General features: G+C 51.4%; 20 protein-coding genes. 13 read left to right on the top strand and 7 right to left on the bottom strand.

The features are described from left to right. Positions 1-136 precede the first annotated feature (136 nt). Together dcp and OGY71_RS10520 are read left to right on the top strand one after the other, a co-directional pair. Positions 137-2,182, top strand: a complete 2,046-nt coding sequence (gene dcp, locus OGY71_RS10525) for a peptidyl-dipeptidase Dcp (protein ID WP_286613283.1) — start codon at positions 137-139, stop codon at positions 2,180-2,182. A 531-nt stretch (positions 2,183-2,713) separates the two neighbouring features. Next, a complete protein-coding gene (locus OGY71_RS10520; protein ID WP_003832923.1) occupies positions 2,714-3,640 on the top strand; it encodes a diguanylate cyclase in 927 nt (308 codons plus the stop codon). Between the two features lie 284 nt (positions 3,641-3,924). Here the strand turns inward: OGY71_RS10520 and mgtS are convergent, their stop codons facing one another. Beyond that, positions 3,925-4,020, bottom strand: a complete 96-nt coding sequence (gene mgtS / locus OGY71_RS10515; protein WP_003032406.1) for a protein MgtS — start codon at positions 4,018-4,020, stop codon at positions 3,925-3,927. Between the two features lie 487 nt (positions 4,021-4,507). Between mgtS and urtA the strand changes: the two genes are divergently transcribed. The 5 genes from urtA to urtE are packed head-to-tail and all read left to right on the top strand — an operon-like array spanning position 4,508 to position 9,975. Beyond that, the gene (gene urtA, locus OGY71_RS10510; protein WP_148361994.1) at positions 4,508-5,779 is read left to right on the top strand and encodes an urea ABC transporter substrate-binding protein; all 1,272 of its coding nucleotides are present in this window, start codon (positions 4,508-4,510) and stop codon (positions 5,777-5,779) included. A 43-nt stretch (positions 5,780-5,822) separates the two neighbouring features. Then, entirely contained in the window at positions 5,823-7,397 is a 1,575-nt protein-coding gene (gene urtB / locus OGY71_RS10505) for an urea ABC transporter permease subunit UrtB (protein ID WP_286613281.1), read from the top strand. After that, entirely contained in the window at positions 7,397-8,470 is a 1,074-nt protein-coding gene (urtC, locus tag OGY71_RS10500; RefSeq protein WP_286613280.1) for an urea ABC transporter permease subunit UrtC, read from the top strand. The genes urtB and urtC overlap by 1 nt, the downstream gene beginning before the upstream one ends. Further along, positions 8,470-9,267, top strand: a complete 798-nt coding sequence (gene urtD / locus OGY71_RS10495) for an urea ABC transporter ATP-binding protein UrtD (protein ID WP_193133992.1) — start codon at positions 8,470-8,472, stop codon at positions 9,265-9,267. The genes urtC and urtD overlap by 1 nt, the downstream gene beginning before the upstream one ends. A gap of 9 nt (positions 9,268-9,276) precedes the next feature. Further along, the gene (gene urtE / locus OGY71_RS10490) at positions 9,277-9,975 is read left to right on the top strand and encodes an urea ABC transporter ATP-binding subunit UrtE (protein ID WP_003832931.1); all 699 of its coding nucleotides are present in this window, start codon (positions 9,277-9,279) and stop codon (positions 9,973-9,975) included. 40 nt (positions 9,976-10,015) lie between these two features. Here urtE and ydeE read toward each other — a convergent pair whose 3' ends face one another. Then, the gene (gene ydeE / locus OGY71_RS10485; protein ID WP_003832932.1) at positions 10,016-11,203 is read right to left on the bottom strand and encodes an efflux MFS transporter YdeE; all 1,188 of its coding nucleotides are present in this window, start codon (positions 11,201-11,203) and stop codon (positions 10,016-10,018) included. A gap of 198 nt (positions 11,204-11,401) precedes the next feature. Here ydeE and eamA point away from each other — a divergent pair, with 198 nt between their 5' ends. Next, positions 11,402-12,301 (top strand): O-acetylserine/cysteine exporter, encoded by a 900-nt coding sequence (gene eamA, locus OGY71_RS10480; protein WP_003832933.1) that lies wholly within the window; start codon positions 11,402-11,404, stop codon positions 12,299-12,301. A gap of 30 nt (positions 12,302-12,331) precedes the next feature. On the opposite strand, the gene marB is transcribed toward eamA, so the two are convergent. From marB to marR, 3 genes are read right to left on the bottom strand one after another with little or no spacing between them, the layout of a single operon-like run. Further along, positions 12,332-12,550 (bottom strand): multiple antibiotic resistance protein MarB, encoded by a 219-nt coding sequence (gene marB, locus OGY71_RS10475; RefSeq protein WP_003832934.1) that lies wholly within the window; start codon positions 12,548-12,550, stop codon positions 12,332-12,334. A 30-nt stretch (positions 12,551-12,580) separates the two neighbouring features. Beyond that, on the bottom strand, positions 12,581-12,964 hold the full coding sequence (marA, locus tag OGY71_RS10470; protein ID WP_003032424.1) for an MDR efflux pump AcrAB transcriptional activator MarA: 384 nt from the start codon (positions 12,962-12,964) through the stop codon (positions 12,581-12,583). A gap of 18 nt (positions 12,965-12,982) precedes the next feature. Beyond that, on the bottom strand, positions 12,983-13,417 hold the full coding sequence (gene marR, locus OGY71_RS10465; RefSeq protein WP_003832935.1) for a multiple antibiotic resistance transcriptional regulator MarR: 435 nt from the start codon (positions 13,415-13,417) through the stop codon (positions 12,983-12,985). Between the two features lie 257 nt (positions 13,418-13,674). Between marR and OGY71_RS10460 the strand changes: the two genes are divergently transcribed. Further along, the gene (locus OGY71_RS10460) at positions 13,675-14,340 is read left to right on the top strand and encodes a MarC family NAAT transporter (protein WP_063941584.1); all 666 of its coding nucleotides are present in this window, start codon (positions 13,675-13,677) and stop codon (positions 14,338-14,340) included. 43 nt (positions 14,341-14,383) lie between these two features. On the opposite strand, the gene OGY71_RS10455 is transcribed toward OGY71_RS10460, so the two are convergent. Further along, on the bottom strand, positions 14,384-15,580 hold the full coding sequence (locus OGY71_RS10455; RefSeq protein ID WP_149335337.1) for a sugar transporter: 1,197 nt from the start codon (positions 15,578-15,580) through the stop codon (positions 14,384-14,386). Positions 15,581-15,802: 222 nt separating this feature from the next. Then, a complete protein-coding gene (gene ptrR / locus OGY71_RS10450; protein WP_193133995.1) occupies positions 15,803-16,678 on the bottom strand; it encodes a putrescine utilization regulator PtrR in 876 nt (291 codons plus the stop codon). 102 nt (positions 16,679-16,780) lie between these two features. Here ptrR and sad point away from each other — a divergent pair, with 102 nt between their 5' ends. From sad to OGY71_RS10430, 4 genes are all read left to right on the top strand, one after another. After that, complete coding sequence (gene sad / locus OGY71_RS10445) at positions 16,781-18,169, top strand: succinate-semialdehyde dehydrogenase (RefSeq protein WP_275370157.1); 1,389 nt, start codon at positions 16,781-16,783, stop codon at positions 18,167-18,169. Between the two features lie 103 nt (positions 18,170-18,272). After that, on the top strand, positions 18,273-19,850 hold the full coding sequence (locus tag OGY71_RS10440) for a methyl-accepting chemotaxis protein (RefSeq protein ID WP_193133997.1): 1,578 nt from the start codon (positions 18,273-18,275) through the stop codon (positions 19,848-19,850). 62 nt (positions 19,851-19,912) lie between these two features. After that, complete coding sequence (gene glsB, locus OGY71_RS10435) at positions 19,913-20,839, top strand: glutaminase B (RefSeq protein ID WP_003832944.1); 927 nt, start codon at positions 19,913-19,915, stop codon at positions 20,837-20,839. Next, positions 20,839-21,198: a DUF4186 domain-containing protein gene (locus OGY71_RS10430; RefSeq protein WP_193133998.1), complete on the top strand. Its 360-nt coding sequence runs from the start codon at positions 20,839-20,841 to the stop codon at positions 21,196-21,198. Before glsB ends, OGY71_RS10430 begins: the two co-directional genes overlap by 1 nt. The last annotated feature ends 11 nt before the right edge of the window (positions 21,199-21,209 follow it).

Raw genomic sequence — 21,209 nt, 5'->3', positions numbered from 1 at the left:
TCACTGTTCCTCAACGCTTTTTATGTAGTACTACCATAGCACGTCATTTCCGTTCAGAGCTATTCCTGCGTAACGCGATTGCGGTTGATTCCCGGGAAGTCTACTCTGGTAAACAAATCGTTTTCAGGAGTGGAAGATGTCGTTAACGAATCCCTTTTTACACCACAGCACATTGCCGTATCAGGCCCCGCAGTTTGATCAGATAGAGGTGCAGCACTATCGCCCAGCGTTCGATGAAGGCGTGCGGCAAAAACGTGCAGAGATCGAGGCGATTGTGCAAAACCCGCAGGCCCCTGATTTTGCCAATACGTTGCTGGCGCTTGAACAAAGCGGCACGCTGCTCACACGTGTAACCAGCATTTTCTTCGCTATGACGGCGGCACACACCAACGATGAACTACAGCGCCTTGACGAAGAATTTTCCGCGGAACTGGCGAGCCTTGCCAATGATATTTATCTCAATGGCGCGCTTTTTTCGCGCGTTGAAGCGGTCTGGCAACAGCGAGGTTCACTGGGGCTGGATAGCGAATCATCACGCTTGCTGGAGGTCATCCACCAGCGTTTTGTATTAGCCGGCGCGCGTCTGAATGAGGTCGATAAAGCAAACCTTAAAGCGCTCAATACAGAGTCCGCCACGTTGACCAGCCAGTTTAATCAACGTCTGCTGGCGGCGAACAAGTCCGGTGCTCTGGTGGTGGATGATGCACGTTACCTGGACGGACTCAGCGCAGAGGAAATTGCTGTTGCCGCCGAAGCTGCAAAGGAGAAAGGGCTTGAAGCGCGTTGGGTTATCCCGCTATTGAACACGACTCAGCAACCGGCACTTGCGGCGTTACGCGATCGCCAGACCCGTGAGAATCTGTTCAACCGAGCATGGACGAGAGCAGAAAACAATGACGCTAACGATACTCGGGCGATTATTCAGCGACTGGTCGAGATCCGAATGCAGCAGGCGAAACTACTCGGTTTTGCCAATTACGCTGCATGGAAAATTGCCGATCAGATGGCAAAAACACCGGAGGCGGCACTGAATTTCATGCGGGCGATTGTTCCCGCTGCGCGAGCCAGGGCATTGGATGAACAGGCCGAAATCCAGAATGTTATCAATCACGAACAGGGGCAATTTAACGTCGAGGCCTGGGACTGGGCATTTTATGCCGAGCAGGTTCGTCGTGAGAAATATGCTCTTGATGAGGCGCAGCTCAAACCTTACTTTGCCCTTGATACGGTGCTGAACGAGGGCGTTTTCTGGACAGCTAATCAACTCTTTGGCATAAAATTTATAGAACGGTTCGACATTCCTGTTTATCACCCGGATGTTCGGGTATGGGAAATATTCGATCACGATGGCGTAGGGCTGGCGTTATTTTACGGCGATTTCTTTGCCCGGGAATCGAAAAGCGGTGGTGCCTGGATGGGCAATTTTGTTGAGCAATCGCAACTCAATGAAACCCGGCCGGTTATTTATAACGTGTGTAATTATCAAAAACCGGCAAAGGGTCAGCCTGCATTGTTATTGTGGGATGATGTTATTACGTTATTTCATGAGTTTGGGCACACGTTGCACGGCCTGTTTGCCACTCAGCGTTATGCCACACTTTCAGGAACCAATACTCCGCGGGATTTTGTTGAGTTTCCTTCGCAGATCAACGAACACTGGGCGAGTCATCCGCAGGTCTTTGCTCGTTTTGCTCGTCATGTTGATACCGGGGAGCAAATGCCGCAGGCGTTGCGGGATAAGATGCAGCGGGCCAGCCTGTTTAACAAAGGTTACGACATGATCGAACTGCTCAGTGCCGCATTGCTGGATATGCGTTGGCACAGTCTGGAAAATAGCGCGTTATCTCTTTCGGTTGATCAATTTGAACAGCAGGCGCTGGCAGCAGAAGGTTTGGAACTCAAGGCTGTGCCGCCTCGTTATCGTAGCAGCTATTTTGCCCATATCTTCGGCGGCGGTTATGCCGCAGGTTATTACGCCTATTTGTGGACGCAAATGCTGGCCGATGATGGCTATCAGTGGTTTGTAGAGCAGGGCGGATTAACTCGTGAAAACGGGCAAAAGTTCCGTGAAGCTATTTTGTCCCGCGGTAACAGTACTGATTTAGCTGAACTCTATCACCAGTGGAGCGGGCGCGATCCCCGAATGGAGCCGATGCTGGAACATCGTGGTTTGAGCGCGTAAGGTTTGTTCAGAGGGGGAAAGTCCTCAATTCAGCTTAGCTAAACATAATGACGCCGATAAATTCATCATTGTGCTGAAAAGGGAATTACGCTGTAGGCCGGATAAGCGAAGCGCCATCCGGCTGCTTGTAACAGATTGCCGGATGGCGGCGTAAACGCCTTATCCGGCCTACTGCTCACTATCGTTTCGTGCATTCCCAACCGGGTGTAACGCCCGGTTTTTATATTACCTAAGAAGTAACCTTGCAATTTAGGTCTCTAATCGGAAAAAGATAGCTATAAAAAGTTTAAAGCATACACATCAGCTTTCTTAGCGGTTTTTATCTATCCGCGAAAATAAAAGGCTCAATGGCCGTGTTCAATTTGAGTCTGGTATGAACTGAGTGATGTACGCTATGCCGCGACCAGTGGCATAGCGCAATGCTATTGTTAATCGCGGCTTATTAATTACTATTAAAAAATTTACATAAATTTTCTTTTTTATCGTTAAGATAATTCCATCAGAAACGCTCGAACAGGGAGAGAGAACGTGATGATGAGAAATACGAAGGAAATAGATACAATTTTGATTGAGTTGAACAAGTCCATTGATGCCCACTACAAATGGCTGGTAAAGATGTTCCGCTGCGTGGTGTCTTCAGATGTAACACAGCCTGATATTATGGGTGAAAACTCGCATTTTGTTTGTCGATTTGGACTGTGGCTTAATAATCAATCGCGGTACAATGAGGATGATTGTAGTTACGTGAGCAAGATAAGTGCCACTCACGAAAAGATGCATTTATTAGGCAAGGAGTTGCTATTGGCTATAGTGGAGAAACGTAGCCATTCATGGCATTTCGACAGTTTCCAGGACGCGCTTCTGGCATTTACCTCATCTGTAATGGACTACAAAATATATTTATTGAGTATCCGCAGTAATATCGATGTATTAACAGGTTTACCTGGCAGAAGAATGCTCGATGAGTCTTTTGATCGGCAGTTGCTCGACGCCGAACCGCTTAATCTCTATATATTGTTGTTGGATATCGATCGTTTTAAATACGTTAACGATACATACGGTCATCTGGTCGGTGACGTGGTATTGCGCGCTCTGGCATCAAATTTATTGTCATGGACGCGATATGATGAGGCGGCGTACCGCTACGGTGGAGAAGAGTTCATTATCATCATCAGAACAAAAACGGACGAGCAGGCATGCCTGGCGGGTTTGCGACTTTGTCGTCTGATTGGTCAGAAAAAAATTCCCTACGCTGATGGAGAGATCGGTATCACGGTGACGGCAGGCATAACCCGGGTTCAACAGGGTGAAACGCTGGATACCGCGCTTGGTCGGGCCGACAGGGCGATGTATCAGGGGAAACAGACTGGCAGGAATCGCTGCATGTTTATGGATGAAAATGAGCGGATCGCGTTGGTGGACACCAATGACGGAACCTCGTATCCCCTCAGTGCGTGAGTTTTCGAAAAACGTTTTGAGGTAGTTGCGTTTCGTTTAACTTTCATTGGGGTTGTCGATGATAGGTTAGCTGACTATCCGTTATCTTCGCAGGGAATTGCCAGATAGCGTATAAAAGCAAAACACAAATCTATCCATGCAAGCATTTACCGCTGGTATATCCGGCGGTTTTTTTTATCTGTAAATCAGGATAAAGGCACAGCGAGCGCGATTCAGGTAAAAAAATGGCCCCTTGTGCAGCTACGCAACAAGGGGCCGGGTCGGTGCAGGACTATCTCCGTTCATCAATCATCCCATCTGTGGCTAAAATACGCGGCCAGAAAACCGGAAAATAAAATAATTCCCAGAACAGCCATAAAAATATTCATGTTACCCAGCATAGTAAATGCTCCTTTATCTGTGAGTTTCCTCTCTTACCTTAAGTTCACCTCGCTTATGACTATAGTAGCAATTCAATCTTAAACAAAGACTGAACTGTGTGATTATTTCGACTGAAAAGTAAATTTTTGACATGATCACGTCGAATAAAATAAATAATAGTGACGAGACACATTTATCTGCGCACAAATAACCTTGTTTTTAAACCCTGAGACGCTGTTATGACGGTGTGATGCTGACACAGATTGTTGCACGTTTATAATGCAGAGTTGTCTCATGGTGGTTCATTTTTTCGTGTGATTAATCCTTTTTGGGGGGGGGATGTAATACTGATTTTTGTGTGCGGGATGCTAATTTATTGATTTTATATGAGGTTTTAATATCTGGCATCGTTTTTGCCTTATCACTTCTGAACACCCTTAATTTGCACCGTTTTGTCTGCCCGGCTGCACCGGAGCTTTCAGCAAGTCTAATTTCAGGAGTGAAACTATGCAGCGTCGTACATTTTTAAAAGCTTTTGCACTTTCTGCCTCTGTTGTCGCAATGGGCGTGAGTTTTAGCGTTCAGGCAGCCGACACCATTAAGGTTGGCATCATGCATTCGTTATCCGGCACGATGGCCATATCCGAAACGCCGCTAAAAGATGTGGCGTTGATGACCATCGATGAAATAAATGCTCAGGGCGGTGTGTTGGGTAAAAAGCTGGAACCGGTGGTGGTTGACCCGGCCTCGAACTGGCCGTTATTTGCTGAAAAAGCAAGACAACTGCTGAGTCAGGACAAGGTGGCGGCAGTTTTCGGCTGCTGGACATCGGTTTCGCGTAAATCAGTTTTACCGGTATTTGAAGAGTTGAATGGTCTGCTGTTTTACCCGGTGCAATATGAAGGTGAGGAGATGTCGCCTAACGTCTTCTATACCGGCGCAGCCCCCAACCAGCAGGCGATCCCTGCGGTTGAGTATCTGATGAGTGAGGATGGCGGTAGCGCGAAACGCTTCTTCCTGCTGGGCACGGATTATGTTTATCCGCGCACGACCAACAAAATTTTACGCGCCTTTTTGCACTCAAAAGGGGTCGCCGATAAAGACATCGAAGAGGTGTACACCCCATTCGGACATAGCGATTACCAGACCATTGTCTCCAGTATTAAAAAATTCGCCGCAGGGGGAAAAACGGCGGTGGTATCAACCATCAATGGGGATTCTAACGTACCGTTCTATAAAGAGTTAGCGAATCAGGGGCTGAAAGCCACCGATGTGCCGGTGGTGGCTTTTTCCGTGGGTGAGGAGGAGCTACGCGGTATTGATACCAAACCGCTGGTGGGCAACCTTGCTGCCTGGAACTACTTTGAGTCTGTCGATAATGCGGCCAACAAGAAGTTTGTCGCGGATTACCGGGCGTATGCCAAAGCGCACAAATTACCGAATGCTGATTCGGTAGTGACGAACGACCCAATGGAAGCCACATATGTTGGCCTGCACATGTGGGCGCAGGCGGTAGAAAAAGCCGGAACTACCGATGTGGATAAAGTTCGTGCTGCTATGGCGGGGCAATCCTTCGCTGCACCATCAGGTTTTACCCTGACCATGGATGCGACCAACCATCACCTGCATAAACCCGTCATGATTGGCGAGATTGAAGGCAACGGCCAGTTTAACGTGGTGTGGCAAACCGATGAGCCGGTCCGCGCCCAGCCGTGGAGTCCGTACATCGCTGGTAATGATAAAAAATCTGAACAGCCTGTGAAAACCGCCAGCAACTGATCTAACGCCCTCCTGCGGGAGGGTAATGCTTTGGAGAACGCTCATGAAAGCTATGCGCTTGATTCGTGGTGTGTTGTTGCTGATGTGGTTTTTGCCGTGGATAGCCCAGGCCGCAGATGCTGATTCCTTTACCGCCGCCAACCGTGCTCAGCAGGCCGCCTTGCTTGAACAATGGGCGGTGAATCCCGACGTTCAGCGCATCCCGCTGCTCAGCGCGCTGCGAGATGAGAACCTGCTGACCGATAACACGAAAAATGCCTTCATCATGAACGGCTCGCACGTACAGCCGTTAGGAACAGCGACAGCCCCAAACGGAGAGCTAAAAAAAACTCGCCTGACTAACCGCCTGCGTAATTTGGTAGCCGGAGCGTTGTCTGTCCATCAACTTTTAAGTGACAGTGTCACGGTAAGGGGAGAGGCAGCTCGTGCATTACAGCGTGAGGCGCAGCCGGGCATGCTGCCGTTTTTACAACAACGACTGGCTCAGGAGTCAGATGGTGATGTGAAATCCGCACTCGCTATTGCACTGGCAAATCTGCAACTGAGTAGCACCTCGCCGGAGGTCAGGCTTCAGGCAATCGAACTATTAGGGGCGTCAAATGATCCTGAAACTCAGGCGCGCCTGCAGCCATTCACCCGGGCTGAACATGAACCCGATGCCCGAGTGCGTGCTGCCGCTGACGAAAGTCTGAATTCCATCTCGCATCGCATGAAGGTTGGGGATCTTCTAGGGCAGGCTTTCATGGGACTGTCACTGGGTTCTATTTTGCTGCTGGCGGCATTGGGTCTGGCGATAACCTATGGATTGCTCGGCGTCATCAATATGGCACATGGCGAGATGTTAATGCTCGGGGCGTACTGTACCTGGATGGTGCAACAGTTGATGGGGCAGTTTTTCCCGCACGGGTTAGCCTGGTATCCGGTTATTGCACTTCCGGTCGCCTTTTTGCTGACTGCGGCAGTAGGAATGCTGCTCGAGCGAGGGGTGATACGCCATTTATATGGCCGTCCGCTTGAAACGCTACTGGCGACCTGGGGTATCAGCCTGATGCTCATCCAACTGGTGCGAATGACTTTCGGCGCGCAAAACCTGGAAGTCGCCAATCCGGCATGGCTTTCCGGCGGTATTCAGGCTTATGCCAATCTGATATTGCCATGGAACCGAATAGTGGTGCTTGGCTTTGCCATGCTGGTGCTGTTCTTCACCTGGCTGCTGTTGAATAAAACGCGCCTCGGGCTGCGCGTGCGTGCCGTGACGCAAAATCGCAATATGGCGGCCTGCTGCGGCGTACCCACCGGACGAGTCGATATGCTGGCCTTTGGCCTTGGTTCAGGAATTGCCGGTCTGGGAGGCGTGGCGCTCTCGCAACTAGGTAACGTAGGACCGGAGCTGGGGCAAAGCTACATTATCGATTCGTTTTTGGTGGTGGTACTGGGCGGCGTTGGACAGCTTGCCGGGAGCGTGGCTGCGGCATTTGGGCTGGGGATCTTCAATAAAATTCTGGAGCCTCAGGTGGGGGCGGTTCTCGGCAAAATCATGATCCTGGTGCTGATCATTCTGTTTATTCAGAAACGACCTCAGGGACTGTTCGCGCTGAAAGGGAGGGTTATTGACTGATGACGATGCCAATGACAATAACGCTGGCGCGTAAAGCGCCGCGTGCAACACGCGTGCTGGGTCTGGGCTTACTGCTGGCGTTGATTATTCTGCCGTTTCTTGCGCTGTTACCTGCGGAGCATCCGCTGGCCATATCGGTGTGGACGTTGACGCTGGCCGGGAAAATTCTCTGCTATGCCATTGTGGCCGTTGCGCTGGATCTGGTGTGGGGCTATGCCGGAATGCTCTCGCTGGGACACGGTATCTTTTTCGCGCTGGGGGGCTATGCGATGGGAATGTACCTGATGCGTCAGGCTTCCGGCGAAGGATTACCGGCCTTTATGTCATTCCTGTCGTGGAGCGAGCTGCCCTGGTTTTGGTGGGGGACGCAACATTTTCTCTGGGCGATGCTGCTGGTTGTTCTGGTGCCGGGCCTGCTGGCGCTGGTATTTGGTTGGTTTGCCTTCCGTTCAAAAATCAAAGGGGTCTATTTCTCCATCATGACCCAGGCCCTGACTTTCGCCGGAATGCTGCTGTTTTTCCGCAATGAAACCGGCTTTGGTGGAAATAACGGTTTTACCGGTTTTACCACCATTCTGGGGTTTCCGGTGACCGCGACGTCAACCAGGATCACGCTGTTTCTGGCGACGGTTATGCTGCTGGTGCTGGCAATATGGCTGGGACTTGCGCTGGCCCGCAGTAAGTTTGGTCGTATTCTGACCGCCGTGCGCGATGCCGAGAACCGTCTGATGTTCTGTGGTTACGATCCGAAAGGTTTCAAGTTACTGGTGTGGACGCTTTCAGCTGTACTGTGCGGCCTGGCCGGGGCGCTTTATGTCCCGCAGGTAGGGATTATCAACCCCAGCGAAATGTCGCCGACCAACTCGATTGAAGCGGCGATTTGGGTTGCTCTGGGCGGACGTGGAACCCTGATCGGCCCGGTATTTGGCGCAGTACTGGTGAACGGTGCTAAAAGCCTGTTTACCGTCATTATGCCGGAATACTGGCAACTGTTTCTTGGCCTGATCTTTATTGGCGTTACGCTTTTTTTACCTAGTGGTGTGATTGGCCTGTTTCGCAAAGGAGACAAATAATGCAGCCGGATGAAGGACTTTTTACACGCCAGATGCCGGGCGATCGGTTTCGCGAACAAACGGACCCGGTACTCCAACTGGAAAAAATTAACGTTAATTTCGACGGATTCCAGGCGTTAACGGATCTCTCTCTCAATATTGGCGTCGGGGAACTGCGCTGTATTATTGGCCCCAACGGCGCCGGGAAGACGACGTTAATGGATGTCATAACCGGTAAAACCAGACCGCAAAGTGGTCGTGCGATATACGACCAGTCGACCGATTTAACAACGCTGGATCCCATCGCCATCGCGCGTCAGGGGATTGGACGGAAATTTCAGAAGCCCACGGTATTTGAAGCATTAACGGTGGAGGAGAATCTGGAGCTGGCGCTGAAAAATGATAAATCTGTCTGGGGTTCTCTACGGGCACGACTCTCAGGCGAACAACAGGATCATATTGATGAAGTACTGGCGCTGTTGCGGCTGGGTAATGAGCGGACCCGCCGCGCCGGACTGCTTTCGCATGGGCAAAAACAGTTTCTCGAAATTGGCATGCTGCTGGTGCAGGAGCCGCATTTACTGCTACTGGATGAACCTGCGGCGGGGATGACGGATGCGGAAACGGAATACACGGCGGAGCTGTTTCGCCAGCTTGCCGGTAAGCACTCTCTGATGGTTGTTGAGCACGATATGGGATTTGTTGAAACCATTGCCGATCGCGTCACAGTATTACATCAGGGACGTGTCCTCGCTCAGGGGAGCCTTCGCGATGTGCAGGCCAACGAGCAGGTTATTGAAGTCTATCTCGGGCGTTAAGGAGTTCATATGCTGCAGGTGAAAGAACTGAATCAATATTATGGTGGCAGCCATATTCTGCGCGGGGTGAGCTTTGAAGCGCGTATCGGCGAGGTGACATGCCTGCTGGGGCGTAACGGCGTGGGGAAAACAACGCTACTAAAGTGTCTGATGGGGATTATTCCGGCCCGTAGCGGAAGCGTGCTCTGGCAGGATAAAAATGTCACTCACTGGAAGCCGCATCAGCGGGTCAGGGCCGGTGTGGCATATGTTCCACAGGGGCGTGATATTTTTCCGCGTTTGACGGTAGAAGAGAATCTGCTGCTCGGTCTTTCCCGTTTTTCAGCACCGGAGGCCCGGCATGTGCCAGATGATATTTACGCGCTCTTTCCGGTTTTACAGGAGATGAAGCATCGGCGAGGCGGAGATTTGTCCGGCGGGCAACAGCAGCAACTGGCGATTGGGCGAGCGCTGGCAAGTCGCCCACAGCTGTTGATCCTCGATGAGCCCACCGAAGGGATTCAGCCTTCGGTAATTAAAGAGATTAGTCAGGTTATTTCTCAACTGGCGCACCGGGGTGATATGGCCATTTTGCTGGTGGAGCAGTTCTATGATTTTGCGCAGCAGCTAGCCGACAAATACCTGCTGATGTCGCGGGGCAGCATTATTCAACGCGGCGACGGTAAAAATATGGAGGCCGAGGGCGTACGGGGACTGGTTGCTATCTGAGGTATGCGACAGAGCGGCTTCGGCTCTGTCGTTATACTCATCAGCAGACCGCCGTCTGCCCCCAGGGCTTGGCGCGCATGCCTTTTATCATTAGCGCCCAGGCAAGAACGATCGCCACTATCAGCGCTACAAACAGCGACCATGGCGGCAATGTGGTTAAAATGACGCCGCTGACTAATGGGTTAACCGCTGCGCCAAGCCAGCCCAACGACTGGGCGGAAAAATAGCTGGCTTTCATGCCTGCTGGCGCGATGTTGTCGATAAGCATATATTCGCCCGGCGCGTAAATGACTTCGCCGATAGTGAAAAAGGCAGCAGAAATTCCCCATAACAACAGACTGTTGCCGGAAAAGGCGAAACCGATCAGGCCAACGACAAAGAAGACTGTACCCATTGTCATTAACGGGCGGATATTCGTGGCGGTGAGCCTGCGGCCAAGTGCGTATTGCAGTGATACTACGATGGCGGCGTTCACGGGCAGGACCACCGCCACGACTTTCTCGGCAAAATCGCCATCGGCGACCACCATAACGTATTGCGAAATACAGGACGCAAAAGCACCGCCAACAAACGATGCCAGAAAGGCCGATAACGTAAACCAGAATAATGCCCGGTCGCGCAGGAGTACCGAAGGGGACCACACCGCGGCGTTTAAACCTTCTGATGGTGCTGTTGAACGTTTTACCCAGGTCTGGATAAACACCAGTGGCAATGCTGAACAGGCGGCAGCCAGCCAGAATGGCAGGTTAATGCTTTGCATCACCAGCAGCGTGCCCAGCGGTGGACCAACGGTCCAGCCAATATTCAGCACGGTATAGTTAAGCGAGAAAATTTTAGTCTTGTTGGTAGCAGACAGATTATCGGCAAACCAGGCCTTCAGCACCGTGGCGAAGACGGAGTAGGCACAGTTGATCAGAGCAAAGAGCAAAACCACGACCACCACGTTATGCACCAGTGGGATCGCAATAAAGCCGGACGCAAAGCCACAAATTGCCAGCAGCATAAAGCGTTTTTTTTCAAATTTATCGGCCAGGATGCCGAATCCAAGACTGAAAACGACGCCAATAGTCAGTGCTACTGTCATTGCATAACCGATCAGATCGACACCCAGGCCATACTGACGACTGAGGTAAATCGTCATGAATGGCAGAGTGGCGCCACGGCCAATTGTTAATAACAAAGATGACGCGAGTAACGCGAGAGTGGACCTTCTCAGAGAGATATTCATTTTCCTGCCCGACAATGCATGTTGTTATGTTTTTTTTAGATATAAGAAACAAATAGCATGCTAAAACTGTGATGTACACTCAATAAGTTGTCCGAAAATGCCTTGCGTGGCCTACCTGAAATAATGATCTGTTACGGCACAACGATTTCCGTTACCTTAACTTGTTTACAAAAATTTAATATTTGCAGGGGCGGTGGTATGTCGCGTAAAGACGGGTTATTAGCGTTACTGGTCGTTGTGGTTTGGGGACTGAACTTTGTGGTCATCAAAGTGGGGCTGCATAATATGCCCCCCTTAATGCTGGCAGGGCTGCGTTTTTTACTGGTGGCGTTCCCGGCAATACTCTTTGTTGCCAGGCCGAAAATCCCACTTTCGCTGTTGCTCGGCTATGGGCTGACCATCAGTTTTGGGCAGTTTGCGTTTCTCTTTAGCGCTATCAAATTCGGTATGCCTGCCGGGTTAGCTTCTCTGGTATTACAGGCTCAGGCGTTTTTCACCATCATTCTGGGGGCATTCGCCTTTGGCGAACGTCTGCAGGGTAAACAGCTGGTAGGCATTGCGCTGGCGGTATTTGGCGTGCTGGTGCTGATTGAGTCCAGTCTGAACGGGCAGCATGTTGGCATGCTCGGTTTTATGCTGACGCTGGCGGCGGCGCTAAGCTGGGCCTGCGGCAATATCTTTAACAAAAAAATCATGCAGCATACCTCGCGCCCAGCCGTTATGTCGTTGGTGGTATGGAGCGCGTTAATCCCTATTGCTCCGTTCTTCCTTGCTTCATTAATTCTCGATGGTCCAGCGCAAATTACCCAAAGTCTGGTGGCGATAGATATGACCACCATTCTGTCACTGGTTTATCTGGCGTTTGTGGCGACCATCGTGGGTTATGGTATCTGGGGTTCGTTACTCGGACGCTATGAGACCTGGCGTGTAGCGCCGCTGTCGCTGTTGGTGCCGGTCGTTGGACTGGCGAGTGCGGTTGTGCTGCTGGATGAAACGCTGACCGGATTGCAACTGCTCGGTGCGCTACTGATCATGGCTGGGTTGTATATCAATGTGTTTGGCTTTCGGTTGCGTAAGGTTGCGTCGGTGAGGGGCTAAAAAAAGCCCCGCAGTGGCGGGGCAATATAATTACAGGTTGCGCATATTGTAATAAGGCACACCTAATTCGTCGGACTTGTCGCTGCCTGCACCCATATGATTAAAATCGAACGGGGACTGATCGTGCGCAGGGGGCATAATCATCGCGTCGCGACTGTTCTGGGTGGCAGGTTGCGCGGTCTGTTCCGCCATGCTCTGGCCCGAAACAACAAACAGCAGGGCCAGCATTGCATAAGACAGAAGTTTCATGATTTCCTCGGTTACGTCGTTAACTGGCGTTTAGCAATTACATTGATTAAGTGGGAGCAAATAGCGTGATTCGCCGTGCATATTCGTCATACGGTATTTATGCGGCGGAACATCAAAATAGTTTTTGAATGTCCGGGTCAGCGTCTGCTGAGACTCAAAACCGTAACGCTCTGCCAGATAAAGAATAGGCTCGTTACTTTCTTTTAGTTTTTGCGCTATTTCAGTCATTTTACGGCTGCGAATGTATTGACCCAGTGAATGACCGGTTTCTTTTTTAAACATCCGTTGCAGGTGCCATTTGGAGTAACCTGAACGCTCTGACACTTTTTCCAGTGAGAGCGGCGATTCAAGGTTATTTTCGATCCAGTCCAAAATGCTATGAATAGTGATTGTGTCAGTATTGCGTCTGGACATCGTCATACCTCTTTCTGGTTACGGCAGGATTCTCTTAAGCAAGTGCTCAAGTGTGGCTACTTCATCCGCCGTTAAGTTTTTTGTTAGTTCCTGGTGCAGGTCTTGCCCTACTAATTGATGACACTGCTCGCAAATTGCTGCGCCATGCTCGGTGAGTTTCACCAGCACGCCACGCTTATCATGTGGATTCGGAAGCCTTTCTATCCAGCCTTTACAGGCCAGTCTGTCCAGCATCCGCGTCAGGGCGCCAAGGTCGACAGACAGCACTTTTTTCAATTCGACAGGGGTGATGCACACCGCGCAACGGATGGAGCAGAGCACCTTGAACTGCGATGCCGTGATATCCAGCGGTGACAAATAGTCGTTTAACAAACGATCTTTTTTCTGATTAACCATATAGATCAAACGACCCAGTGGGATGATTTCGTTAAACAGATCACTGGTGTTTTTCACAATGATTGCCCTGGCAAGTAGTTAGTCACGGCTGATATTATTGCTTAGGCAAATATAAGTCAAACGAATGAATCCGCAAATGCCACGTTTTGCTAAATCATCAGACTCAATACCTGGAATATGGAAATTTAACGATCTGATAATTATGGTTTATACGTGCGGATGAAAAATGAATCCTTACATCGCGAAAATGGCTTATCTTCTGGATTTCACCGTATACTTGCCGTTGACGATTAACGCACAGGAAAGATGACATTATGATGGACTTGTTTAAAGCAATAGGGCTGGGGCTGGTAGTCCTGTTACCGTTGGCAAACCCGTTAACCACCGTGGCGTTGTTCCTTGGCCTCGCGGGCAACATGAACAGCGCAGAGCGTAACCGTCAGTCACTCATGGCATCTGTTTACGTGTTTGCCATCATGATGGTGGCGTACTATGCCGGGCAACTGGTGATGAATACCTTCGGGATTTCGATTCCCGGACTCCGTATTGCGGGTGGGTTAATCGTTGCGTTTATCGGCTTTCGGATGCTGTTTCCGCAGCAGAAGGCACATGATTCTCCGGAAGCGAGAAGCAAGTCAGAAGAGCTGGAAGACGAGCCGACTGCCAATATCGCCTTTGTACCGCTGGCTATGCCAAGCACTGCCGGTCCGGGGACGATTGCGATGATCATCAGTTCCGCGTCAACCGTGCGCCATGGCTCCGAATTTCCGGACTGGGTGATCATGATCGCGCCGCCGATTATTTTTGCGGTTGTTGGGATTATCCTGTGGGGCTGTTTGCGCAGTTCCGGGGGGATCATGCGCCTGGTCGGCAAAGGTGGTATCGAAGCGATTTCTCGTCTGATGGGCTTCTTGCTGGTGTGTATGGGCGTGCAGTTTATTATTAACGGCGTGCTGGAAATTATTAAAACCTACGCTTAGAACACTGTGCCCGGTAATCAGTAATGTCTACCGGGCTCATTTTTTACGAATGCTGAGGCTGTTCTTCCAGCGATATCGGCCATTTACGAAAGATAATCACCGACCATATCAACGCCACCACGGCAGGCACTGCGCCGACGTAACCAATCGTAGACATTGACCAGTGCAAACTCACCTGATTGCCTACCAGCGCGCCAGCGCCAATACCGATATTAAAGATGCCTGAGAACAGTGCCATTGCGACGTCAGTCGCATCAGGAGCAAGCGCCAGCACTTTCACCTGCATACCCAGACCTATCAGCATGATGGCGACGCCCCAGAAAATACTCAGGATAGCAAGGTGCATTTCGCTGTCAGCAGCGGGAAGTAACAACACCAGGCATACCGTCAACAGGGCAATGGCACTGCTAATCAGTACGGAAGCATGCAGATTCCCCAGCTTACCGAAAATGACGCTACCGACAATTCCCGCGCCACCCAGAACCAGCAACAGCACGGTAGCAAAGTTTGCGCTCAGACCCGCGACGGTCTGCACAAACGGCTCGATATAGCTGTAGGCCGTGTAATGTGCGGTGACCACAATCACCGTCAGTAGATACAGACTCATCAATGCCGGACGATGGAATAACACCGGCAGGCTTTTTAAAGAGCCGGAGTGCTCACTGGGTAGTTTGGGCAGGAGCTTAATCAGGCAAAGCAGGGTAACTAACGCCCCCATGCCGATGGCGAAGAAGGTGGTGCGCCAGCCAAAATACTGACCGACAATGCGCCCGATGGGCAGACCCAATACCATAGCCAGCGCGGTGCCGGTGGCAATCAGGCTGAGAGCCTGTGCACGTTTACCGGCAGGAGCCAGGCGGATCGCCAGCGATGCGGTGATCGACCAGAAAATAGCGTGCGCAAAGGCAATACCAATACGGCTAATTACCAGCACGGTAAAATTCCATGCCAGGAAAGAGAGAATATGACTGGCGATAAACACAACAAACAGACAGATCAGCAGTTTTCGGCGCTCCACCTGACTGGTAAGTAACATAAAAGGGAGCGACATCAGGGCGACAACCCAGGCGTAGATCGTCAGCATGATCCCGACCTGAGCGGTCTGCATATTGAAGCTTTGTGCGATGTCGGACAGCAAGCCGACAGGGACAAACTCTGTGGTATTGAAAATAAAACCGGCAATGGCAAGCGTAACTACCCGTAGCCACGCGACCTTGCGGGAAACAGTGTCTGTTGTCATATCAAATAAGAGGATTAGCTGCGAAAAGGTAAGGCCACGATCTTAAAACGTTTGCTGGCGAAAATACAATCATTTTGTGATGCGGATCTCATTTCATTGGCAGGGCGCCACAATTTGCTGCCGAACATTCCTCGTATTTTTAACTATTTCAATAATAATGAAATTCCGGGCGTATGACTTCACCCGGATTTACAGGTATTCATGTTCTTTGAGGAGCGCCAGTTACTCCGGGCTCTGTGATAACTGAGGGTTCAACACCTCAATAAACGCTTCCAGCTGACGTGTCATTGCACCTCTGCGCCAGACCAGCCATGTATTCAGCCAGCGCCAGTTCTCGCTTAGCGGCCAGGCGTTGACCTGATGATGCCCTGGCATGCTCTCCAGCATCGAACGCGGGATCAGTGCGATACCCGCGCCGGCAATGACGCAGGCCAGCATGCCGTGATATGACTCCATTTCATGAATGGTGCCGGGCATGGCGCGATCGGCATGAAACCAGCTTTCAAAATGGCGGCGATAGGAACAGTTGGCGCGAAAGGCGTAAATACTGCAACCGTTGACGTTACTGGCCCGCTTAATGGGGGGATGACCGTTAGGCGTGACAATCATCATCTCTTCACGGTAGACCGGCATTCCTTCAAGTCCCGGATGGGTAATTGGACCATCGACAAAGGCAGCGTTCAATGTACCGTCGAGCACGCCGTCCAGCATTGTGCCTGAAGGACCTGTCGCCAGCGCGAACTGAATTTTGGGGTAACGCTGGTTATATTCAGCCAGCGTGGCGGGGATGCGAACTGCTGCTGTACTTTCAAGCGAGCCGAGAGAGAAGAGTCCTTGCGGCTCATCCCCGGCGACGACCATCCTGGCTTCCTCAACCAGTGCCAGGATCCGCTGGCTGTAGCGCAAAAAGTTGTGCCCGGATGGGGAAAGCCGCAGGCGCTGGTTTTCACGAATAAATAGATCAACACCCAGGTCGGCTTCAAGCTGACGTATACGGGTGGTGAGATTGGATGGCACGCGATGCACCTTCGCGGCGGCCTGCGTAATACTGCCAGTCTCCGCGACGGCATTGAACATTTCCAACTGCGTCAGATCCATAATATTCTCTATTCGTGAATGGTATGGTTAATATTATTCATTTTTCAGAAAGAGTAAATATGCTCATGATATAACCATACCCTGCGATAAAGAGAGGCACTTATGACTATCACAGCAGCAACACATGCGATTTCCATTGACCCTGCCAGCGGTGAAAGGCTGGCGGCGACGCCGTGGGCCAGCGCGGAAGAGATTGATCATGCGCTGAACCTTGCCGCGAATGGCTATAACGAATGGAAACATACTTCCGTTGAGCACCGTGCGCAAACGCTGCGCCAGATCGGGCAAGCTCTGCGCCATCGTGCGGAAGAGATGGCGGAGTGTATCTCACGTGAAATGGGTAAACCCATTAAGCAGGCGCGTGCTGAAGTCGCCAAGTCAGCTGCATTGTGTGACTGGTACGCCGAGCATGGACCGGCGATGCTCAATCCGGAACCCACGCTGGTGGAGAATAACCAGGCGGTGATTGAGTATCGTCCGGTAGGAACCATTCTGGCGATCATGCCGTGGAACTTCCCGCTCTGGCAGGTAATGCGAGGTGCCGTCCCGATTCTGTTGGCCGGAAATGGCTATCTGTTAAAGCATGCGCCTAACGTAACCGGCTGTGCAGCAATTATTGCGCAGGTTTTCGCTGATGCTGGTGTACTCGCGGGGGTTTACGGTTGGGTGAATGCCGATAACGCCGGGGTCAGTCAAATGATCAATGACCCGCGTATCGCGGCGATAACGGTAACGGGAAGCGTACGTGCCGGTGCGGCGATTGGCGCCCAGGCGGGTGCCGCGCTGAAAAAATGTGTGCTTGAACTGGGCGGCTCCGATCCGTTTATTGTCCTCAATGATGCTGACCTCGATCTGGCCGTTAAGGCGGCGGTCGCTGGGCGTTATCAGAACACAGGGCAGGTTTGTGCGGCAGCCAAGCGCTTTATTATCGAAGAAGGGATTGCGGCAGAATTTACTTCACGCTTTGTGGCCGCTGCGAGTGCGCTCAAAATGGGCGATCCGCTAAACGAAGAAAACGATCTGGGGCCGATGGCGCGATTTGATCTGCGTGATGAGCTACACCAGCAGGTAGAAGCCACCCTTGCCGAAGGGGCACGGTTACTGCTCGGCGGGGAAAAAATTGCGGGTCAGGGCAGTTACTATGCCGTGACGGTACTGGGCGATGTCACTCCGGAAATGACGGCGTTCCGCCAGGAGCTGTTTGGTCCGGTTGCGGCAATTACCGTGGCGAAGAATGTTGAACATGCCTTAGCGCTGGCGAATGACAGTGATTTCGGCTTATCCGCCACGGTGTTTACTGCGGATGAAGCGCTGGCGCAGAAGATGGCGTCACGCCTGGAGTGTGGTGGCGTATTTATCAATGGTTACAGCGCCAGTGATGCCCGCGTTGCGTTTGGTGGTGTGAAGAAAAGTGGCTTTGGCCGCGAACTTTCTCACTTTGGCCTGCATGAGTTTTGTAACGTGCAGACCGTCTGGAAAAACCGCCTTTGATGGTGTGGGTGCCTCCGCTGGGGGCACCTGTCTTATTTCTGCAATTTTTCTGTCATTTACTCTCCGTACACTCGCGACTAACGCTTTGATACAGAAGAGTAATATGAACATAACGCAAATTTCCCATCGTCTAATACCCCGTCAGTTCGGTCTGTTAACCGGCATTTTTTGCATTATTGCGCTGTTCTCAGTTTTGCAGGTCGTGTCCTCCTTGATGCTCTCGGCCTCAGTCAGTGACGCACAGCAGAATGAAGGGCGTAATCAACTCGCGCTTTTGCAGCAGGCAAAGGTTGATGAAGCGCGGGTGGCGTTATTATCTGCCAGCGATTTACTTAACCGTGCGGGGATTTATTTTATGCAGGATGCCGCCACCGGATCGGACGGGAGTTGGCGTCCGTTAATGGAAGAGGCGTATCGGGCGCTGGCGCAGTCAAAAATTGCATGGGATGCCTGGCGGGATATGAAGCCGCAGTCGGATCCGGATCTAACAGAGAGCTATCAGCGTTTTTATAGCGGTATTAAGGAGCAGGCGGACGGGCTGATGCAGTCAGGTTCCATTGATGCGTTTTTTGCCGTACCCGTGCAGGCCTTTCAGACAGACTTTAACGGTAATTACGCGCGCTTTCAGCAGGGCAGTGGGCGACATGCGGAAGCTGGGCGTCAGCAGCTGTTGACCAGTCTTGAGCGTTTACAGAATCTATTTTTGTTTATTCCTCTGGTACTGGTGGTTATCGCCTTTCTGGTCTGGCGTAGTATGTTCCGTTGGGTGATTATGCCGCTGCGACGGCTGATCGATCATATCGATATTTTAGCGGCGGGTGATCTTTCCCGGCCAGCCCCGCAGGTGAGTCAGTTTAATCGGGAAGTGACGCAATTAAGTTCGCGTATTGCTGCAATGCAGCAGGGGCTCTGCGCGCTGGTACGGCAGGTGAATGATGCCACCACCGCAATGGTAGGAAATATCAACGAACTTGCGCAGAACAATAAACAGCTATACCAGCAGTCGGCAAAACAAAGTGAAGAGTTGAGCACTGTGACATCGCATATTTCGGTTCTGGAAACGCATGTTGAGGATAACAGTGGCTTTGCTGAACTGGCGAATCAACGCGCAGTGCAGGCGCGTGATATTGCGGCAGGTGGAGACCGAATGATGGCGACGGTAAATGCGTCAATGCAGGCGATTGTGACTCGCTCGTCTGAAATGCGAGGGATTACAACGCTTATCGACAACATTGCATTTCAGACAAATATCCTGGCTCTCAACGCCGCAATCGAGGCAGCACATGCCGGGGAGCAAGGGCGCGGGTTTGCCGTGGTTGCGAAAGAAGTTGGGCTGCTGGCGCGAAAAAGCGGTCAGTCTACGCAAAACATTCAGACACTGATTAAACACTCGTTACAGGGCATTGAAGAGGGCTTTCACGCGGTTAACGGACTGGATAAGAATTTGCAGCAGGTTATCGCACTGGTGGAAAACCTCGGCGCGTTACTGAACGACATTTCGACTGCAACGTTAAATCAGGGGAACAGTATTCACCAGTTAACCCGTCAGCTCCATGTCCTGAACGGCGAAGCCCGACAAACCAGTGATTTGGTGAATGCTGCATCTGATTCTTCCTTACAGCTTCACCATGAATCTAACCAGCTTATGCAGGCCGTGGCCAGATTCCGCCTTCCGGCCTGACGTTGCGTATTCAGCTCTGTTATACTCGCAGGCCTTTCATACCTGCGAGCAAGGAGCATGTTGTGGCCAGGGCCATGGACAATTCAATTTTAGAGACCATTGTGCAGCAGGTTCGTCCGCTGATTGGTCAGGGTAAAGTCGCTGATTACATTCCGGCATTAGCCTCCGTCGACGGTTCAAAACTGGGTATTGCTATCTGTACCGTTGATGGGCAGCACTATCAGGCGGGAGATGCGCAAGAACGTTTTTCTATTCAGTCAATTTCAAAGGTGCTCAGTCTGGTCGTGGCGATGCGTCACTATCAGGAAGAGGAGATCTGGCAGCGCGTCGGCAAAGATCCTTCCGGTCATCCATTTAACTCCCTGGTGCAGCTGGAAATGGAGCAGGGTATCCCTCGCAACCCCTTTATTAATGCCGGGGCGCTGGTGGTTTGCGATATGCTGCAAGGGCGTCTAAGCGCACCTCGTCAACGGATGCTGGAAGTGGTGCGGGCATTAAGCGGCGTTTCGGATATCGCCTATGATGCGACGGTCGCGCGATCGGAGTTTGAGCACTCGGCGCGTAACGCCGCTATTGCATGGCTGATGAAATCCTTCGGCAATTTTCACCATGACGTGCCCACCGTTTTGCAGAACTATTTTCACTACTGCGCGCTGAAAATGAGCTGTGTGGAACTGGCGCGGACTTTTGTCTTTTTGGCAAATCAAGGGCATGCCTTTCATCTTGCGGAGCCTGTGGTCACACCGATGCAGGCCCGGCAGATCAATGCGCTGATGGCGACCAGCGGCATGTATCAGAACGCAGGGGAATTTGCCTGGCGGGTTGGGCTTCCGGCGAAATCTGGCGTCGGCGGCGGCATCGTGGCGATCGTGCCACACGAGATGGCGATTGCTGTCTGGAGTCCGGAACTGGATCCGGCGGGAAATTCACTGGCCGGTATCGCCGTGCTGGAACAATTAACACAACAGCTGGGGCGCTCGGTCTACTGATGAAAACGCTCGATCCTCTTTTTGTCCGGCTGGCGAAATCAACGTTTCGCTCGCGGTTTCGTCTTGGTCAGAAAGAAAGGCAGTATTGTCTGGATAAAGGGGCACCAGTTATCGAACAACATGCTGCGGATTTTATAGCTAAACGACTAGCACCTGCGTTTCCCGCCAATGATGGTAAACAGACTCCTATGCGTGGTCACCCGGTATTTATCGCTCAACATGCTACGGCGACGTGCTGTCGAGGGTGTCTGGCGAAATGGCATGATATACCTCAGGGTGTAGTGCTAAACGATGAACAGCAACGTTACGTTGTCACGGTTATTTACCACTGGTTAGTACTCCAAATGAACAAGCCATAGATAATATTTTC

It is taken from the genome of Citrobacter sp. Cpo109 (assembly GCF_030332565.1).
Taxonomy (GTDB): domain Bacteria; phylum Pseudomonadota; class Gammaproteobacteria; order Enterobacterales; family Enterobacteriaceae; genus Citrobacter; species Citrobacter portucalensis.
This window is presented reverse-complemented; position numbering and strand designations above follow the sequence as displayed.

What these genes read in the sequence shown, in the direction of transcription:
- urtB (WP_286613281.1), top strand. Translation starts at nt 5,823, where the DNA reads ATGAAAGCTATGCGCTTGATTCGTGGTGTGTTGTTGCTGATGTGGTTT.
- ptrR (WP_193133995.1), bottom strand. Translation starts at nt 16,678, where the DNA reads ATGGATCTGACGCAGTTGGAAATGTTCAATGCCGTCGCGGAGACTGGC.
- urtE (WP_003832931.1), top strand. Translation starts at nt 9,277, where the DNA reads ATGCTGCAGGTGAAAGAACTGAATCAATATTATGGTGGCAGCCATATT.
- dcp (WP_286613283.1), top strand. Translation starts at nt 137, where the DNA reads ATGTCGTTAACGAATCCCTTTTTACACCACAGCACATTGCCGTATCAG.
- sad (WP_275370157.1), top strand. Translation starts at nt 16,781, where the DNA reads ATGACTATCACAGCAGCAACACATGCGATTTCCATTGACCCTGCCAGC.
- mgtS (WP_003032406.1), bottom strand. Translation starts at nt 4,020, where the DNA reads ATGCTGGGTAACATGAATATTTTTATGGCTGTTCTGGGAATTATTTTA.
- urtA (WP_148361994.1), top strand. Translation starts at nt 4,508, where the DNA reads ATGCAGCGTCGTACATTTTTAAAAGCTTTTGCACTTTCTGCCTCTGTT.
- marA (WP_003032424.1), bottom strand. Translation starts at nt 12,964, where the DNA reads ATGTCCAGACGCAATACTGACACAATCACTATTCATAGCATTTTGGAC.
- OGY71_RS10460 (WP_063941584.1), top strand. Translation starts at nt 13,675, where the DNA reads ATGATGGACTTGTTTAAAGCAATAGGGCTGGGGCTGGTAGTCCTGTTA.
- eamA (WP_003832933.1), top strand. Translation starts at nt 11,402, where the DNA reads ATGTCGCGTAAAGACGGGTTATTAGCGTTACTGGTCGTTGTGGTTTGG.
- urtD (WP_193133992.1), top strand. Translation starts at nt 8,470, where the DNA reads ATGCAGCCGGATGAAGGACTTTTTACACGCCAGATGCCGGGCGATCGG.
- OGY71_RS10440 (WP_193133997.1), top strand. Translation starts at nt 18,273, where the DNA reads ATGAACATAACGCAAATTTCCCATCGTCTAATACCCCGTCAGTTCGGT.
- ydeE (WP_003832932.1), bottom strand. Translation starts at nt 11,203, where the DNA reads ATGAATATCTCTCTGAGAAGGTCCACTCTCGCGTTACTCGCGTCATCT.
- OGY71_RS10430 (WP_193133998.1), top strand. Translation starts at nt 20,839, where the DNA reads ATGAAAACGCTCGATCCTCTTTTTGTCCGGCTGGCGAAATCAACGTTT.
- OGY71_RS10520 (WP_003832923.1), top strand. Translation starts at nt 2,714, where the DNA reads ATGATGAGAAATACGAAGGAAATAGATACAATTTTGATTGAGTTGAAC.
- urtC (WP_286613280.1), top strand. Translation starts at nt 7,397, where the DNA reads ATGACGATGCCAATGACAATAACGCTGGCGCGTAAAGCGCCGCGTGCA.
- OGY71_RS10455 (WP_149335337.1), bottom strand. Translation starts at nt 15,580, where the DNA reads ATGACAACAGACACTGTTTCCCGCAAGGTCGCGTGGCTACGGGTAGTT.
- marB (WP_003832934.1), bottom strand. Translation starts at nt 12,550, where the DNA reads ATGAAACTTCTGTCTTATGCAATGCTGGCCCTGCTGTTTGTTGTTTCG.